The sequence below is a fragment of the Burkholderia sp. Bp8984 genome, assembly GCF_003853755.1.
In the GTDB taxonomy this organism is placed as follows: Bacteria; Pseudomonadota; Gammaproteobacteria; order Burkholderiales; family Burkholderiaceae; genus Burkholderia.
Genome location: NZ_QTQN01000039.1, coordinates 26,519 through 42,881, shown reverse-complemented (window position 1 = coordinate 42,881; position 16,363 = coordinate 26,519). Strand labels below are relative to the sequence as shown.

Below are 16,363 nucleotides of genomic sequence, written 5' to 3'. Positions count from 1 at the left end.
CTCTCCGGGAAATGGGCGGCCCGACGGGCGGCCGGCGAATGACGGAAACTGCGGACGAGTTTACCGGCAATGCAGGCGACGCGCGACGTCGGCATCGACATACCGGACATGCGAAATCGCGCACGATGGCGCGGGACGGCAGACGTGTCGTGCACGCCGGCTGCCGCCCCGCGCGCGCTTACTTTGCGGCGGCCGGCGCAGCAGCCGGCGTACCCGCTGCCGAAGTCCGCTGCGCCGCAGCGGGCGCAGCATCGCCTTCCCATCCGCCGCCGAGGGCGAGGAACAGCTTGACCTGATCGGCGGCGACCTGGCCCTCGGCCGCGGCGACCTGCGCGCGCACGCTCGTCAGCGTGCGCGTCGCATCGAGATCGGAGATGAACGACTCGCGGCCGGCCGTATAAAGCCGGTGCGTTTCGTCAGCGGAACTGCGCGCCGATTCGTAGGCCGTGCGCAGCGCATCGGTGCGCTGCACATCGGCAGCATAGGTCGCGAGGCTCGACTGCGTTTCGCGCAGCGCGTTCAGCACGACGCCGTCGAAATGCGCGAGCGCGCCACCGGTCGCGGCTTCGGCCTCGCGCACGCGCGCGCGCTGGCCGTTGACCGGGAACGACCAGCTGATCAGTGGTCCGAACGACCAGCGATTGGTGGTGGACGAGAACAGGTCGGCGGCGACGCCGACCGAGCCGGCCGACGCACCGATGCTGACCGACGGATACAGCGCGGCCGTAGCGACGCCGATCCGCGCGGTCGCGGCGGCGAGCTGGCGCTCGGCCTCGCGCACGTCGGGGCGGCGGCGCAGCAGCGCGGCGCCGTCGCCGATCGGAATCGGCTGGCGCAGCTTCGGCAGCCGCTCGCATTCGGCGACAGCCTTCGGCAGGTCGGCCGGCGAACGCGCGAGCAGCGCGGCGAGCTGGTACTGCGCGATCTTGCGGCGGCCTTCGAAACGCGGGATGTCGGCCGCGAGCGTGCGCACCTGCGTGACGCCGCGCGTGACGTCGGTCTGGTTGCCGCGCCCCGCGTCGCGCAGCCGCTGCGACAGCTTCACGCGCTGCTGCTGCAGCGCGAGCGACTGCTTCGCGATCGCGAGCTCGTCGCCGGCGGAGCACGATTCGACGTAGGCGCGCACGACGTCCGCGACTACCGTGATGCGCGCGAGGTCGGCGGCCGCCTGCACGGCTTCGCTGTCCGCGCGCGCGGCCTCGACGCCGCGCCGCAGCTTGCCGAACAGGTCGAGCTCGTACGACACGCTGATGCCGACCGCGCCCTCGTTCACGACCGGCAGCTTGTTTTCGAGCAGATACTGTTCGGCCGATTCCTGCGCGCGCTGCACGGCGGCTTCCGCGCGGCCGGAAAAGCCGCCCTGTTCGTTCGCGACTTCCAGCGCCGCGCGCGAACGCGCAAGGTTGGCCGCGGCGACGCGCAGGTCGGTGTTCGATTTCAGCGCGCTGCGCACGAGTTCGTCGAGCACGCGGTCGTCGTACAGCTGCCACCAGTTGCCGGGCACCGGGTCACGCGACACGAGCGTGCCGTTCGCATCGTCGAGCGCATGGTTCGCGAGCGGCGCATTCACGTACGCCTGCTGCGGCAGCCTGTAGTCGGGGCCGACGGATTTGCACGCGCCGAGTGCGAGCGCGAGCGGCGCGAGTGCCGCCGCGAGGCGCAGGCCGTGCCGCTTCATTGCGAGGCTCCCGTCGCGCTTGCGCCCGCGGGTGCCGAAGCCGTCGCCGGCGCGGCAGCGCCGGCAGCCGGCTTCGCCTTGTCGTCACGACGCGCATCGGGCGAGCGCATCGCGACGGTCGCGGTGCGCCCTGCGATCATCCGGAAGTCGTCGGGCACCTCGTCGAGCACGACGCGCACCGGCACGCGCTGTGCGAGCCGCACCCAGCTGAATGCCGGGTTCACGTTCGGCAGCAGGTTCGCGCCCTGCGTGCGGTCGCGATCCTCGATCGCGGCGACGATGCTCTGCACGTGACCGCGCAGCGGCCGCGGCTCGCCCATCACGACGATGTCGACCGGCTGGCCGATGTGGATGCCGCGCAGCTTGGTTTCCTCGAAGTAGCCGTCGACGCGGAACGAATTGCGGTCGACGACCGACAGCACCGCGCGGCCGGCCGGCACGTATTCGCCGACGCGCGGCGCGCGATCGTTCAGGTAGCCGTCGACGGGACTCACGATCGTCGTGCGCTGCAGGTTCAGCTTCGCTGTGTCGAGCGACACCTGCGCGTCGGCGACGGCGGCTTCGCCCTGCTCGACGCGCGTGCGGCTTTCCTCGACCTGTTCGCTGGCGACCAGGTTGCCGAGCTGCTGGTTGCGCGCATATTCGCGCTTCGCCTGGGCGAGAGTCGCGCGGCGCTGCGCGAGCGTCGCTTCGGCCAGCCGTTGCGCGAGCGCGTAGCGGGCCTGGTCGATCACGAACAGCACCTGGCCGCGCTTCACCTCCTGGTTGTCGGCGACCTGCACCGCGGTGATGAGCCCCGCCACGTCGGGTGCGACCTGGATCACGTCGGCGCGCACGTGGCCGTCGCGTGTCCACGGCGAGAACATGTAGTAGTTGATGATCCGCCACAGCACGAGGGCGGCCACGACGACGACGATCAGGGTGAGCAGGATCTGCCCTGCCGAGAGCCAGGTTTTTTTCACGGTTAGCTAGCCACGAGATGGTGAGACACGACGACGACCGCGGCAAGCACGAACACGTAGATGCCGAGGTCGAAGATCGAACGGTGCCAGACGAGGCGGTAAAAGCCGACGCGTTCGAGCAGCGCGCGCACGACGATGTTGATCAGGTAGGCGATCAGCATCAGCACGAGCGGAGCCGGCACGAATACGCCGAAGATGTCGATTTCGCCGATCATGGTCGCGGTCGGAAAGACGGGTTGGAAAGCGGGATCATGCGCGTGCTCCGTCCGGTGCGGCTTGCGGCGGCTGCGCGGATGCGGCCGGGTACAGCGACAGGCGCAGGCCGACGAGCGCGTGCAGCGTATCGCGCAACCGGCGGTGCGTCGCGGGCGTGACCGGCGCCGCGGGCGCGCCGGGCGTCGTGCCGCCGTCCGCCGGCGCGACGGAAGTGCCGGGCAGGTTGCGCCCGGCCACGCGCTGCAGCGCGTCGTCGATCGATGCGAGCAGCGCGGGCGGTGCAGGCTGGCGCGCATTCGCGGCCGCGCAGCGCGTGTAGTGATCGTTGACGCCGGCGAGCACGCGGTCGATCGCATCGGGCACGTCGCCCGTCAGCTTGCGGCGCGAACGGCGCAGGTCGAGCGCGTTCAGCGCGATGCGCAGGTCGCGGAAGCTCTCGATCGACGGATGGCGGTGGTCGTCCGACGCGCCGAGGCGCGGCAGCAATTGCGTGACGCGATCGAGCATGCGCGACGCATGGTTGCGCTGGTCGTCGAGCGGCTGCGTCGACGCGGAGCGCGCGACGTCCTCCCAGCCCGAGCGCAGCAGGCGCCGCACCGCGAGCTCCGCGCCGAACGGCCGCGTCGCGCGCGTCCATACGTACGCGAACAGCAGCCCGGCGACACCCGCGAGGTTGCTGTTCAGGAACACGAAGAAGTCGGCGTCGTATGCGCTCTGGATGCTGATGAAGGTGGCGGTGTTCACCGCGACGAGCATCGTCACCATGTTGAATTGCGGGCGCGGCAGCAGCGTGCCGATCAGGATGAACGGCCCCGCGAACATCAGCACGAGCATCGGGAAGTCGTGCACGTGCGGCAGCACGACGAACAGGTACAGCCCGGCGAACACGACGCTCGCGGCCGTCGACAGGAAGAACTTGAACACCAGCGGCGCCGGTTCGTCGAGCGCGGCGAAGAAGCTGCACGACACGGCCACGAGCGTGACGGCCGCGGCACCGTCGTGCCAGCCGGACGAGATCCACAGCGAGCACGCGAACACGATCGCGAGCACGACGGTCAGCGTCGAGAACAGCATCATCCCGCGATCGAAGAAGCGTTCGGTGCCGCCGAGCCGCCAGTGCCGGTAGCGCGGCTGCCAGACGCCCGACTCGTTCGCGATCAGCGCGCGCAGCGAGCGGCAGTCCTGCCAGATGTCGATGACCTGGCGCAGCCGCCACAGCGCGTTCGACAGCAGCGCGCCGTCCCAGCTCGCCAGCGCGCCGTCGGCCGGCTGCAGCGCGGCGATGCGTTCGCGCAGGTCGTCCGCGACCGGGTCGTGCGCCATGTCGCCGTCGCTGCCGGCCTTCACGGCCGGCAACGGCGCGTCGAACCACTTCGCTGCGTCGGCGAGCAGCGCGTCGAGCGCCGGCGGCCGCACGTGCAGGTCGCGCATCAGCGCGATCAGCGGATCGGCGAGCGACGACATCAGCGGCAGGAACAGCTGCATCCGGCCGGCGAGCGCCTGCGCGCGGGCGAGCACGCGCGGGTGCGCATGGTCGTAGCTCAGCTGGCTCAGCAGGAATTCGAGGCCGGTGATGGTCGCGGCGAGGCGTTGCCGGCACGCGGACAGCGCCTTGCCCGCGATATGCCCGGACAACGTCTCGCGGCCGTAGAATGCGGCGTCCTTGAACCATGCGTCGGTGCGCTCGATCAGCGTCGGCGCGAGCCGGTTCGGGAACACGGCGCTGCCGACCACGCTCGCGCACACGATGCCGAGCACGATTTCCTCGGTCCGCGCGATCGCGACGTCGAAGATCGTCGACGGATCGGTCACCGTCGGCAGTGCGACCAGCGGCATCGTGTAGCCGGCCAGCATGAACACGTAGCTGCGCGCGGTGCGGTCGGAGATCGCGAGATAGAGCAGCGTGCCGCACCATGTCGCGACGATGACGCTGAACAGGAACGGCGTCTCGACGAACGGCGGCACGAACAGGATCGCGGCGGCCGCGCCGAGCGCGGTGCCGAGCGCGCGATAAAGCGCCTTCGAGCGCGTCGCGCCGACGAACGGGTTCGACACGATGTAGACGCTCGCCATCGCCCAGTAAGGGCGCGGCAGCTGGAAATACAGGCCGAGGTACAGCGCCAGCATCGACGCGGCGAACGTCTTGCCCGAGAACAGCCAGTCGCGAAGGCTCGGATAGGTCATGACGCGGAGTCGGCGGGGTGGGACGGACGCGACGCCGGATGCTGCGCATCGGCCGCGTTGAACGCGTTCAGCACGCGCAGCGTGGCTTCGAGATCGGCGCGCGTGACGCCCTTGAGCACCTGGGCGCGCAACACGCGCAGGTCTTCTTCCATCTTCGCGGTGACCGCGCGGCCGGCGGCCGTCAGCGAGATCGTCTTCGCGCGGCGGTCGTGCGGATCCTCGTCGCGGCGTGCGAGGCCGGCCGCGCACAGCTGGTCGAGCAGGCGCACGAGCGACGGCCCCTCGATGCCGACGTGTTCGGCGAGCGTACCCTGGCGCACGCCTTCGCCGAGGCGGCCGGCGATCAGCAGCGGCGTCGCGCAGGCTTCGGATACGTTGTACGCGGTCAGCACGCCGTCGCTCGTGCGGCGCCACTTGCGCGCGGTGAGCACCAGCAGGCTGCTGACGGCGAGGCGGAGGTCGTGCAGATTGGTCATGGGCGAGATGATAGGAGCAAAAACATTCGATAGCAAACTATCGGTTTTGTCACCCGGGTGTCATGCCGCATGCCGGGGCGCCGACCTGCAATGCGCAATTCGGGCGTCCGGCCGAGAGCGGGTCAACCTGTAAGGTCGCAAGCGCGCGGTGCGCCGTGATGCCGCGCGGCAACCCGATGGATCGACCGGATCGCGCCGTCTGGTCCGACCGGGAGATCGCGCCCGGCGAACGCCGGCTCGCGAGGCCGACGCGTCGCCCGGATCCCCGTCTACCGCACGTACGGCAGCAACGCGCGCAGCCAGTACGCGACCGCCACCGCGCCGCCGTCCGGCGTGCCGATCGCGCGTTCGCCGAGATAGCTCGCCCGTCCCGCACGCGGTGTCATGCCGGCCGTCTGCTGCGCGCCGCGTTCCGCGGCGTCCACGGCGGCCGCCCATGCGCTCGCGGGGTCGCGGTCATGGTCGAGTGCGTGGTCGAACGCATCGGCGGCGGGCAGCAGCGCGTCGAGCATCGTCCGGTCGCCGGCGCGTGCGCCGCCCAGTTCGGCGATTGCATCGGCTGCGCTGCGCAACGCCGCGGCCCAGTCGCGTGCCGACGGCTCGGCGGTATCGGCTGCCGCGGCGAGGCGCCGCGACGCGCGCAGCAGCGCGGTCGCGTAGAACGGTCCCGAACTGCCGGCGATCGCGCGGCGCAATGCGGCGCCGAGCGCCGCGAGCGTGCCGGCCGGCGAGCCGTGCGCGGCGTCAGGCAACGCGAGGATCGCCTGCGCGGCGCGCCGCATGCTCGCGCCGAGATCGCCGTCGCCGGCGGCCGTGTCGAGTTCCGTCAGGGTCGCCTCGTGGTCGATCAACGCCTGCGCGACCGCACGCAGCGCCGGCTGCAGCCGGGCGGCCCATGCATGACCGGCCGCATCGAGCGGCGGCAGCGGCTCGTCGTGCGCGGCGGCCGCGGCCACGCGAATCTGCGCGTTGACGGCGCCGCCGCCGGGCCATGCGCGCGCCTGCGTCGGCGCGTCGAGCAGGGCGATCCGCTCGTCGTTCAAGCGCAGCAGCGAGATCGAGCAGCCGGGCATGTCCAGCGCGGACAGGAACGTGCCGGCCCATGCGCGCGCGACGGTGATACCGCGCCGGCTCAGGTTGTCGTACGCGGCGCGCAGCACGATCGCCAGTTCCATGTCCGGCGTCGCGCCGAGACCGTTGACGAACAATGCGACGCGTTCGCCGCGATCGAGCACGAGGTCGGTGACGATGCTCGACAGCAGCGTCTCGACGAGCGCGTCGGCCGGCATCGGCGCGGTGCGTTCGACGCCTTTCTCGCCATGGATGCCGAGGCCGAGCTCGATCTCGTGTTCGGCGAGGCTGAAGCCCGACTTGTCGGCGCCGGGGATCGTGCAGCCGTCGAGCGCGACGCCCATCGTGCCGAGGTCGGCGGCCGCGTCGCGTGCGATCGCCGCGACGCGGACAAGCGGCAGCCCGCGCGCGGCAGCCGCGCCGGCCAGCTTGTGGATCAGCACGGTGCCGGCGATGCCGCGCCGCTGCCCGCGCTCGACGCGGCCGCGCAGCGACACGTCGTCGGCGACGATCACCGTCTCCACCGGAATGCCGTCGGCGCGCGCGAGTTCGGCGGCCAGCCCGAAATTGAGGCGGTCGCCTGTGTAGTTCTTCACGATGAGCAACGCGCCGTTCGGGCCAGCGCTCGCGCGGATCGCGGCGAGCACGGCGTCGGTCGGCGGCGACGTGAACACTTCGCCGCAAACGGCCGCGCTCAGCATCCCTTCGCCGACGTAGCCGCCGTGCGCGGGCTCGTGACCGCTGCCGCCGCCGGACAGGATCGCGACGGGGCGCCGCGACGGCTCGGGCAGCGGCTGGCGGACGAGCACCTGCTCGTCGCCGAGGATCGCGACATGCGGCGACTGCCGCGCGATGCCTTCGAGCATTTCGCGCACGACGTCGGACGGGTGGTTCACGAGCTTTTTCATGGCGACGGTTTCCTGACGATGGGGCGTAGCACGGCGGCACGCGTGCGGTGCCGCCGGGGCTGCGTACTGTGGATGGTAGGCGCTGAATGGCAGGCGGCGCGCGCCGAATGCAATGCGCCGCGCCTAGCGTTACGTAACATCGAAGCATTCGTAGCACGAATGTAACGATACCAGCGCCGCTCATGGGCATGAAACGCATTGATCGCGATCGCGGGCAGGCGCTTGTCCGGGCCCGCGGGCGCCGGCACGGCGGCGGGGATGCCCGTGCGCTCGCGCCAATGGCATGGAAAATGCTGTTTCTTCCTCCGGTCCTCAATCGAACCTTCCATCGCCCGGACCGCGAGGAGACCACCATGTATCGCACCCGCATTGTCACGTCCGCGGCGTTGCTCGCCGCCGCCGGCGTGCTGGCCGCCTGCGGCGGCAACGACGTCGCCGCGCCGTCGAGCGCCGCCGCGAGCACCAGTGGCGCAACCATCGCGGGCGACGCGCCCGGCAGCAACACGCCGGACGGAGGCTGGGGCACCAGCGGCGCCCCCGGCACGCGCGGCGTCGTGAGTACCGCCGGCGCGCTCGCGGTCGGCGTCGGCTCGACCGTCAGCGCGGCGTCGTTGCCGGTACTCGGCAACGCCGTGACGCGCAGCGCAGGCGACACGATCTCGAGCGTCAGCACGATTTCGCGCGCCGCGACCAATGCGCTCAGCGACGGGCTCGGCAGGATCGGCTCGACGTCCGATCCGGTCGGCACGACGGTTGCCGGCCTCGGCGACGTGGTCGGCGCAACGGCGAATCCGGTCGCGGGCCTCGCGCAGACCGTCCGCGCGCTCGGCTCGGGGCCGCTGGCGCCGCTCGCGCCGGTGACCACCCCCGTCGGCGCGGCGCTCGACACCGTGGCCGGCGGCCTCGGCACGGCGGGCAAGACGGTCGGCGCGACGCTGGCGTCGGGCGCCGTGCAGCAGGTCACGCAGCCGCTCAGCTCGGCCGTCACGCCGCTCGTCATCACGGCCGGCCAGGCGACGCAGCAGATCGGCGCGACCACGGGCCTCGGGCAGCCGGTGGCCGGCCTGCTCGGGCAGGTCGGCGGCGTGCTGGCGACGACAGGGGGGCGGATGGGCTCCGTTTCGTCGCAACCGGCGGTCGGGGCGGTGGGCGAAGTCGTCGGCGCGCTCGGCAATACCGTCACGAACGCAGGTGGACTCGTGAACGCCAACGGCCCGAACGGCGTCGCGCCGATTCCCGGCCTGATCGTGAGTCTCGCGGGCGCTTCCATCACCACCGTGCAGAACGGTCCGTCGAACGGCGCGCCGGGCGGTTCGAGCGCGTCCGGCCCGCTCGGCGGCTTGCTGTCGGGGGCCGGCTCGACGCCGCTCGGGTCGCTGCCCGGTGCGCTCGGCAGCGCGGCCGGTGCCGGCGCGGCGAGTCCGCTTGCTCCGGTGACCAATCTCGTGTCGACGGTCACCGGTGTGGTCGATAGTGGCGCGGCGAATCCGCTCGCGCCCGTGACGTCGTTGCTCGGCGGTGTGACGGGCGGCGTCGGGAAATAGCGGCGCACCGCGCGGCGAGCGGCCGGACGACGCGCGGCTCGCCGCTGCGGGAACGCGCGCCGCATCGCCTTCGCCGAGCCACGCCGTCGACGATGCGCGACGATGCGCGACGCGCCGACGCGGCCGTCACCCGCAGCACCTGACGCGCGGCGCCGCGTGCCGCCGCGCGATCGCGCCTACTTGGCTGCCGCGATCGCCTTCGCGCGAATCAAGCGCGCGCGCAGCACATTGCGGCTGATGCCGAGCAGGCGCGCGGCCTGGATCTGGTTGCGGTGACTGAAGTCGAACGCGACCCGCATCACGGTGTCCTCGATATACTCGAACAGGTTCTCGTGCGCCTCGTCGAACAGCGCGCACAGCGCCAGCTCGAGCGCTTCCCGGGCAGGCACCCGGCTCGCCGCTTCCCCCGCGGCCGTGACCGGCACGCACGACGATGCCAGGTTCAGGTCGGTGTCCTGCAGTGCATCGTGACGGCTCACCAGCAGCGCGTGATGCATCACGTTCTCCAATTCGCGGATATTGCCGGGCCACGAATGCGCTTCGAGGCGGCGTGCCGCGCGCGGATCGATGCTGCGCGGCCCGTGGCCGAGGCGGCCGCGGTATGCGTCGAAGAAGTGGCGCGCGAGCGGCAGGATGTCGCCGGGCCGTTCGCGCAGCGATGGCACGTCGAGCCGCACGACGTTGAGCCGGTAGAACAGGTCGCCGCGAAACCGTCCGTCCGCCACCGCCTGCTGCAGGTCGACGTTGGTCGCGGCCACCACGCGCACGTCGATCGGGATGCTCGTGCGCGAGCCGAGCCGCACGACCTCGCGTTCCTGCAATACACGCAGCAGCTTGACCTGCATCGACAGCGGCAGGTCGCCGATCTCGTCGAGAAACAGCGTGCCGCCGTTCGCGGCCTCGAACCAGCCCGGCTTCGTGCCGGCCGCGCCCGTGAATGCACCTTTCTCGTGACCGAACAGTTCGCTGTCGACGAGCGTGTCGGAGAGCGCGCCGCAATTCACGGCGACGAACGGCCCGCCGCCGCGATGGCTGACGTCGTGCACGTGGCGCGCGATCAGCTCCTTGCCGGTGCCGGTTTCGCCGACGATCAGCACGTTCGCGTCGCTTGGCGCGACGCACCGCACGCGCTCGAGTAGCGCGAGCGAACGTGGATCGACGAAGACGTGCGTACGTGGGCGGACCGGTGCGTGGTGCGCCGGAACGGCGGGAGCGGGCGCGCTATGCGATTCGTCCGGCTGCGCGGTGACGACACGAAGATTGACCGGACGTGGCGTGGCAAACAGTGAAGTCATGGCGATGAAGGCGTAAGTCGATCGAACGGGCCGGACCCGCGCCGACGGGCGCTGCGGTCCGGTTGCTGCCCGGTCAGCAGAGTGTTCAGTGTTTTGCGCCGCACGGGAAACATCGATTTCTGATAACGAAAGCGGGATTGCTGCGCAGGATGCAACGGCGCGGGAACGTGCTGCCGTGACAGCGGATTCGACGGCATTGCGCTCGGCGCGACGCGCGCAGGGCGTTGCGATCGGACGGCTGGAGCGCGCGGCACTGCTGATTGAGCAGCAGCGCATCAGCACGGCTGTTTCCGCCGGTTCATCGCCGTGCGGAATATCGATGTGACGTGATTTCCGGAACGCTTGCCGCGGCCGGTCATATGGCTGCGGAAGCCATGCCAGGCGGGCGCTCGGACGATATTTCGTGATGCAGAAGATCGACGCGATCGCGCCTGCGTCGACAATGGCACGCTCCTTGCGGACTCGACACGGTATCGGCGCGGCAACGCGCAACTCGACAACGGGAACGCATGGCATGAGCAATACCCTCAACGTCGTCGCCATCTCGGGCGGCCTGCAGCGGCCGTCACGCACGCTGGCGCTGACGAACGCGATCGTCAGCGCGCTCGGCGATGCCGTGCCGATCGACGCACGGTCGATCGAACTCGGCGAAATCGGCAGCCGGCTGGCCGGCGCGCTGAAGCGCGCGCAGGTACCGCCCGATCTCGACGCGCTGATCCGCGCGATCGAGACGGCCGATGCGCTCGTCGTCGCGAGCCCCGTGTATCGCGCGTCGTACACCGGCCTCTTCAAGCACCTGTTCGACCTCGTGCATCACGAGTCGCTGGTCGATGTGCCGGTGCTGCTCGCGGCCACCGGCGGCAGCGAGCGGCATGCGCTCGTGATCGACCATCAGTTGCGGCCGCTCTTCAGCTTCTTCCAGGCGCGCACGCTGCCGATCGGCGTGTATGCGGCCGAAAGCGATTTCGACCGCTACGAGATCGCGAACCCCGCACTGCGCGCACGCATCGCGCTCGCGGTCGAGCGTGCGGTGCCGCAGCTGCGTCCGCGCGCGCTTGCCGCCGCGGCCGCGTAGCCCGTCTCTCGTTTTCCATTGGATCAGGACTTCTCATGAGCATTCAAGAACCTTCGGCCGACGGCGTCAAATTCGCATACTGGGTGCCGAACGTCAGCGGCGGCCTCGTCGTCAGCACGATCGAGCAGCGTACCGACTGGAGCCTCGAATACAACCAGAAACTCGCGCGCACAGCCGAAGCGGCCGGCTTCGACTACGCGTTGAGCCAGATCCGCTTCACGGCCGGCTACGGCGCCGAATACCAGCACGAGTCGGTGTCGTTCAGCCAGGCGCTGCTGCACGCGACGACGAAGCTCAAGGTGCTCGCGGCGATCCTGCCGGGGCCGTGGCATCCGGCCGTGGTCGCGAAGCAGCTTGCCACGATCGACCACATTTCGAACGGACGCATTGCGATCAACGTGGTGAGCGGCTGGTTCAAGGGCGAGTTCACCGCGATCGGCGAGCCGTGGCTCGAGCACGACGAACGCTATCGGCGCTCGAAGGAATTCATCCAGGCACTCAAGGGCATCTGGACGCAGGACAATTTCACGTTCAAGGGCGACTTCTACCGCTTCAACGACTACACGCTGAGCCCGAAGCCCGTGCAGAAACCGCACCCGGAGATCTTCCAGGGCGGCAGCTCGCGCGCGGCACGCGACAACGCGGCCAGCGTGTCGGACTGGTACTTCACGAACGGCAATACGCCGGAGAACCTGAAGGCGCAGATCGACGACATCCGCGCGAAGGCCGCTGCGAACAACCATCGCGTGCGGATCGGCGTCAACGCGTTCGTGATCGCGCGCGATACCGAGGAAGAGGCGAAGGCCGTGCTCGACGACATCATCCGGCACGCGCATGTCGAGGCGGTGAATGCGTTCGGCGATGCGGTGAAGGAGGCCGGCAAGGCGTCGCCGGAAGGCGAGGGCAACTGGGCGAAATCGACGTTCGAGGATCTCGTGCAGTACAACGACGGCTTCCGCACGAACCTGATCGGCACGCCGCAGCAGATCGCGGAGCGGATCGTCGCGCTGAAGGCGATCGGCGTCGATCTCGTGCTCGCCGGGTTCCTGCATTTCATCGAGGAAGTCGAGTACTTCGGCAAGCGCGTGCTGCCGCTCGTGCGCGAACTGGAAGCGCAGCGGCAGGCGGTTGCCGCGTGATGCGCGGCGCCTGCGCGCTGAGGCGCTGAGACGCTGAGACGCTGAGACGCTGACGCAGGCCGCGCACCGGGCGGGCGAACGGACTGCCTGCGAGGAGCATCGCAGGTGACTGACGCTTCCCCTATCGAAACAGGCGGTCGACGGATGCCTGCGCGGCGCCGTCGATCCATGCAGATTTTTGCCGGAAACTCCATGTCCACGGAAATCATCGAAGAACACACGCGGCCGCAAGCAGACGCTGCGCCGGTTCCCGTCATCGGCTCCGATGCCGAAGCGCTCGACGTCGCGCATCAGGTCGCGGCGCGACTCGCCGAACATGCGGCGCTGCGCGATCGCGAACGGAAGCTGCCGTATGACGAAATCGAGTTGTTCTCGTCGAGCGGACTGTGGGGGATCACCGTGCCGCGCGAATACGGCGGCGCGGAAGTGTCGAACGTCACGCTCGCGGAAGTGATTGCGATCGTCTCGCAGGCGGACCCGTCGATCGGGCAGATTCCACAGAATCACTACTGCCTGATCGAGGATATTCGTCTCGAAGGCAACGATGCGCAAAAACGCTTCTTCTTCGATCTCGTGCTGAAGGGCGCGCGCTATGGCAACGCGTTTTCGGAAGCGGGCGGCAAGAACGTGCTCGACATCCGGACCCGCGTGCGCCGCGACGGCGACGGATTCGTGCTGAACGGCCGCAAGTTCTACTCGACCGGTACGCTGTTCGCGCACTGGATTCCGGTGCTGGCCCTCGACGAGGCGGACCAGGCGGTACTTGCATTCGTGCGGCAGGGCGCGCCGGGGCTTACCGTGGTCGACGACTGGAGCGGCTTCGGCCAGCGCACCACCGCGAGCGGCACGGTGATCGCCGAGAACGTGCGCGTGAGCGCGTTCGAGATCTTCCACACGCAGCGTTCGTACGATCGCCCGACCTTCGCGGGCCCGTTCGCGCAGATCACGACGGCCGCGATCGATCTCGGCATCGCGCGCGCCGCGCTGCAGGACACGATCGCATTCGTGCAGCAGCATGCGCGGCCCTGGATCGACAGCGGCGTCGAACGCGCAAGCGAGGACCCGCTGACGATCGCGCAGATCGGCGACATCGCGTACCGCGTGCATGCGGCCGAAGCGCTGCTCGCGCGCGCGGGGCGCTTCGTCGACGTCGCGAAGCGCGAGCCTGACGAGGACACGGTCGCGCAGGCCGCGATCGCCGTCGGCGAGGCGAAGATCGCGACGACCGAGGTATCGCTGCTCGCGGCGAGCAAGCTGTTCGAACTGGGCGGCAGCAAGTCGACGCTCGCGAAATACAACTTCGACCGCCACTGGCGCAACGCGCGCGTGCATACGCTGCACGATCCCGTGCGCTGGAAATACCACGCGATCGGCAACTACTACCTCAACGGCGCGAAGCCCGCGCGCCATTCGTGGAACTGACGAACCCGAGCCGGCGTCGTTGCCGTGACGTCGTTCCGATGCGCGCCGCGATGCGCATTTTCGTACGGGCGCACGCAGCGGCCCGCGTCGAGGCGATGCCACGGACGCGGCACACGCCGCGCCGCCTCAAACATGACAAGGTGAATCGATGAGCCATCCAGCCACACCCGCGCAGGCGCTGCCCGCGCCGGGCACCGCGCCGCAGGCAGGCGGCCTGCGGCGCAATTACCTGAGCCTGCCCGAGCTGATCGCGCAGTCGATCGGCCTCGTCGGCGTGTCGGGCGGTATCGGCGTGCTGATTCCCGCCGTGTTCGCGACGGCCGGCAACGGCACCTGGCTCGCGTACCTGTTCGCGATCGTCGCGCTGCTGTTCTCGTCGTGGAGCATCTCGGTGTTCGCGCGCGATTCGGCGTCGCCGGGCGCGCTGTATGCATACGTGTCGGCCGGCATCGGGCCGACCTGGGGCGCCATCTGCGGCTGGTCGCTGCTGATCGCCTATGCGGTGGCCGCGGCGGGCATCCTGCAGGGCACGATCAACACGTTTCTCGTGCTCGGCCGCGAAACGGGGCTGCTCGGCGGCGCCACGCCGCTCGGCACGGTGCTCGGCCTCACGGTCGTCACCGCGTTTGCCGCGTGGTACATCGCGTTTCGCGACATCCGGCTGTCCACGCGCTTCACGCTGTTCGTCGAGCTCGCGACGCTGCTGCTGATCGCCGCCGTCGTGATCGGAACGATCGCATTCGGCGGTCATCCCGTCGATCGCGCGCAGCTCACGCTCGAAGGCGTGAAGCCGACGCAGCTGCAGCTCGGGATGGTGCTGGCGTTCTTCAGCTTCACCGGGTTCGAGAGCGCGACCGTGCTCGGCGCCGAGGCGCGCGACCCGTTCCGCGCGATTCCGCGTGCGGTGCTGATCAGCGTGGTCGGGCCGGCGCTGCTGTTCGTGGTGGGCGCGTACGGGATGGTCGGCGCGTTCCACGGGCAGACGCCGCCGCTCGATCGCGTCGACGGGCCGCTCGCGGTGCTAGCGCATCGGCTGGGCGCCGGGTGGGTCGGGGTGCTGATCGACGCAGGGGTGGCGCTCAGCTTCTTCGCGGCGTTCTTCTCGTCGATCAACGCGGCGGCGCGCATCGTCTATACGTTCGGGCGACAGGGCGTGCTGCATGCGTCGACCGGGCGCGCGCACGAGACGAACGCGACGCCGCACGTCGCGGTCGCGCTGATCGCGGTGCTCGCGCTGGCGACGGCGCTGGTGCTGACCGCACGCGGCACGGCGCTGCTCGATTCGTACGGCTATCTCAGCTCGATCGCCACCTACGGCTGGCTGCTCGCCTACGTGCTGGTCGCGATCGGTGCGCCGCTCTATCTGCGTCGGCAACGCAGGCTTCGCGCGCGGCACGTCGCGATCAGCGTCGTCGCGGTCGTGCTGCTCGCGATTCCGCTCGCCGGCAGCGTGTATCCGGTGCCGGACGGCGTCTATGCATGGCTGCCATACGTGTTCGTCGCGTTGCTGGCGGTCGGGCTCGCGTGGTTCGTGGTGCTGCGCGTGCGGTTTCCGGAGCAACTGCGCGACCTGGAGGCCGAATTGCTGACGAAGTGAACGCGCGGCGGCGCGATGTACCTCGATACGTGCGTCGCGGCCGTCACGCCACACCCGCCATGCTCGACGCCTCGACGAGCATCTGCACGCCGAGGCCGCCGAGCACCGCGCCCATCGCCCAGCGTTGCGCGAGCAGCAGCGCCGGCCGCCCGTGCAGGAACGTCGCGATGCGGCTCGAGCCGATCGCGACCAGTCCGTTCGCCGACACGAACGCCGCGATCAGCAATGAGCCGAGAAAGAGCGACTGGCCGAACACGCTGCCTTGCCGGTAATCGATGAACTGCGGCAGCAGCGACACGAACAGCATCGCGAGCTTCGGATTCAGCACGCTGGTCGTCGCGCCCATTGCGAGCAGCCGCAGTGGCTGCTCGTTTGGCAGCGTCTTCACCTCGAACGGTGAACGGCCGCCGGGCCGGACAGCCTGCCACGCGAGGTAGAGCAGATATGCGGCGCCCACCACGCCGAGCACGGTGCCCGCGTACGGCACGCTCAGGAACAGCGTCGTGATCCCGAACGCGGCGCCGAACATGTAGAACAGATAGCCCACCGTCACGCCCGCCAGCGAAATCATCCCGGCGGTGCGCCCTTGCGCGATCGAGCGCGACATCACGTAGACCATGTTCGGCCCCGGCGTGATCGCGAGCAGGCCGCCGATGACCAGGAATCCGTAGAGCGAGCCGGAGGTATGCATGGTTACAGCTTCCCGCGATGAATGTCGATGACGTCCATTGTCCGGCGTTGGAGGAGGACAGTAAAACGGGATAAACTGAATCGATTGATCAGATTTTCTGAATGA

At 69.8% G+C, this 16,363-nt stretch carries 14 protein-coding genes; 6 read left to right on the top strand and 8 right to left on the bottom strand.

Features of this window, described 5'->3' with window-relative positions:
* Positions 1 to 178 precede the first annotated feature (178 nt).
* The 6 genes from DID98_RS29900 to DID98_RS29875 form a co-directional block, all read right to left on the bottom strand.
* Positions 179 to 1,678 carry an efflux transporter outer membrane subunit gene (locus DID98_RS29900; protein WP_124571898.1) on the bottom strand — a complete coding sequence of 500 codons (1,500 nt, stop codon included), beginning with the start codon at positions 1,676 to 1,678 and terminating at the stop codon, positions 179 to 181.
* Positions 1,675 to 2,640 carry an HlyD family secretion protein gene (locus DID98_RS29895; protein WP_124489329.1) on the bottom strand — a complete coding sequence of 322 codons (966 nt, stop codon included), beginning with the start codon at positions 2,638 to 2,640 and terminating at the stop codon, positions 1,675 to 1,677. The genes DID98_RS29900 and DID98_RS29895 overlap by 4 nt, the downstream gene beginning before the upstream one ends.
* 2 nt (positions 2,641 to 2,642) lie before the next feature.
* Positions 2,643 to 2,855, bottom strand: a complete 213-nt coding sequence (locus DID98_RS29890) for a DUF1656 domain-containing protein (protein ID WP_011879627.1) — start codon at positions 2,853 to 2,855, stop codon at positions 2,643 to 2,645.
* Positions 2,856 to 2,889: 34 nt separating this feature from the next.
* Complete coding sequence (locus tag DID98_RS29885) at positions 2,890 to 5,040, bottom strand: FUSC family protein (protein ID WP_124489328.1); 2,151 nt, start codon at positions 5,038 to 5,040, stop codon at positions 2,890 to 2,892.
* Positions 5,037 to 5,516 (bottom strand): MarR family winged helix-turn-helix transcriptional regulator, encoded by a 480-nt coding sequence (locus DID98_RS29880; protein ID WP_124530012.1) that lies wholly within the window; start codon positions 5,514 to 5,516, stop codon positions 5,037 to 5,039. Before DID98_RS29880 ends, DID98_RS29885 begins: the two co-directional genes overlap by 4 nt.
* Before the next feature lie 269 nt (positions 5,517 to 5,785).
* Positions 5,786 to 7,495: a dihydroxyacetone kinase family protein gene (locus tag DID98_RS29875; RefSeq protein ID WP_124571897.1), complete on the bottom strand. Its 1,710-nt coding sequence runs from the start codon at positions 7,493 to 7,495 to the stop codon at positions 5,786 to 5,788.
* Between the two features lie 353 nt (positions 7,496 to 7,848).
* Here DID98_RS29875 and DID98_RS29870 point away from each other — a divergent pair, with 353 nt between their 5' ends.
* A complete protein-coding gene (locus DID98_RS29870; protein WP_124571896.1) occupies positions 7,849 to 9,039 on the top strand; it encodes a collagen-like triple helix repeat-containing protein in 1,191 nt (396 codons plus the stop codon).
* A 176-nt stretch (positions 9,040 to 9,215) separates the two neighbouring features.
* On the opposite strand, the gene DID98_RS29865 is transcribed toward DID98_RS29870, so the two are convergent.
* Positions 9,216 to 10,334, bottom strand: coding sequence for a sigma-54-dependent Fis family transcriptional regulator (locus tag DID98_RS29865; RefSeq protein ID WP_124571895.1), 1,119 nt, complete (start codon positions 10,332 to 10,334; stop codon positions 9,216 to 9,218).
* 88 nt (positions 10,335 to 10,422) lie between these two features.
* Between DID98_RS29865 and DID98_RS29860 the strand changes: the two genes are divergently transcribed.
* From DID98_RS29860 to DID98_RS29840, 5 genes are all read left to right on the top strand, one after another.
* Positions 10,423 to 10,659 (top strand): hypothetical protein, encoded by a 237-nt coding sequence (locus tag DID98_RS29860; protein WP_124523106.1) that lies wholly within the window; start codon positions 10,423 to 10,425, stop codon positions 10,657 to 10,659.
* Between the two features lie 189 nt (positions 10,660 to 10,848).
* A complete protein-coding gene (msuE, locus tag DID98_RS29855; RefSeq protein WP_124523108.1) occupies positions 10,849 to 11,409 on the top strand; it encodes an FMN reductase in 561 nt (186 codons plus the stop codon).
* 35 nt (positions 11,410 to 11,444) lie between these two features.
* Positions 11,445 to 12,548, top strand: coding sequence for a dimethylsulfone monooxygenase SfnG (gene sfnG / locus DID98_RS29850; protein ID WP_044848650.1), 1,104 nt, complete (start codon positions 11,445 to 11,447; stop codon positions 12,546 to 12,548).
* Between the two features lie 192 nt (positions 12,549 to 12,740).
* Positions 12,741 to 13,970, top strand: a complete 1,230-nt coding sequence (locus DID98_RS29845; RefSeq protein WP_124530020.1) for an SfnB family sulfur acquisition oxidoreductase — start codon at positions 12,741 to 12,743, stop codon at positions 13,968 to 13,970.
* A 148-nt stretch (positions 13,971 to 14,118) separates the two neighbouring features.
* Positions 14,119 to 15,567, top strand: a complete 1,449-nt coding sequence (locus tag DID98_RS29840) for an APC family permease (RefSeq protein ID WP_124489320.1) — start codon at positions 14,119 to 14,121, stop codon at positions 15,565 to 15,567.
* A 43-nt stretch (positions 15,568 to 15,610) separates the two neighbouring features.
* Here DID98_RS29840 and DID98_RS29835 read toward each other — a convergent pair whose 3' ends face one another.
* On the bottom strand, positions 15,611 to 16,258 hold the full coding sequence (locus DID98_RS29835; RefSeq protein WP_124571894.1) for a LysE family translocator: 648 nt from the start codon (positions 16,256 to 16,258) through the stop codon (positions 15,611 to 15,613).
* Positions 16,259 to 16,363 lie beyond the last annotated feature (105 nt).

Bases quoted from the DNA above. Each gene is read 5' to 3' on its own strand.
- sfnG (WP_044848650.1), top strand. From the start codon at position 11,445: ATGAGCATTCAAGAACCTTCGGCCGACGGCGTCAAATTCGCATACTGG.
- msuE (WP_124523108.1), top strand. From the start codon at position 10,849: ATGAGCAATACCCTCAACGTCGTCGCCATCTCGGGCGGCCTGCAGCGG.
- DID98_RS29865 (WP_124571895.1), bottom strand. From the start codon at position 10,334: ATGACTTCACTGTTTGCCACGCCACGTCCGGTCAATCTTCGTGTCGTC.
- DID98_RS29835 (WP_124571894.1), bottom strand. From the start codon at position 16,258: ATGCATACCTCCGGCTCGCTCTACGGATTCCTGGTCATCGGCGGCCTG.
- DID98_RS29885 (WP_124489328.1), bottom strand. From the start codon at position 5,040: ATGACCTATCCGAGCCTTCGCGACTGGCTGTTCTCGGGCAAGACGTTC.
- DID98_RS29890 (WP_011879627.1), bottom strand. From the start codon at position 2,855: ATGATCGGCGAAATCGACATCTTCGGCGTATTCGTGCCGGCTCCGCTC.
- DID98_RS29840 (WP_124489320.1), top strand. From the start codon at position 14,119: ATGAGCCATCCAGCCACACCCGCGCAGGCGCTGCCCGCGCCGGGCACC.
- DID98_RS29875 (WP_124571897.1), bottom strand. From the start codon at position 7,495: ATGAAAAAGCTCGTGAACCACCCGTCCGACGTCGTGCGCGAAATGCTC.
- DID98_RS29845 (WP_124530020.1), top strand. From the start codon at position 12,741: ATGTCCACGGAAATCATCGAAGAACACACGCGGCCGCAAGCAGACGCT.
- DID98_RS29880 (WP_124530012.1), bottom strand. From the start codon at position 5,516: ATGACCAATCTGCACGACCTCCGCCTCGCCGTCAGCAGCCTGCTGGTG.
- DID98_RS29900 (WP_124571898.1), bottom strand. From the start codon at position 1,678: ATGAAGCGGCACGGCCTGCGCCTCGCGGCGGCACTCGCGCCGCTCGCG.
- DID98_RS29870 (WP_124571896.1), top strand. From the start codon at position 7,849: ATGTATCGCACCCGCATTGTCACGTCCGCGGCGTTGCTCGCCGCCGCC.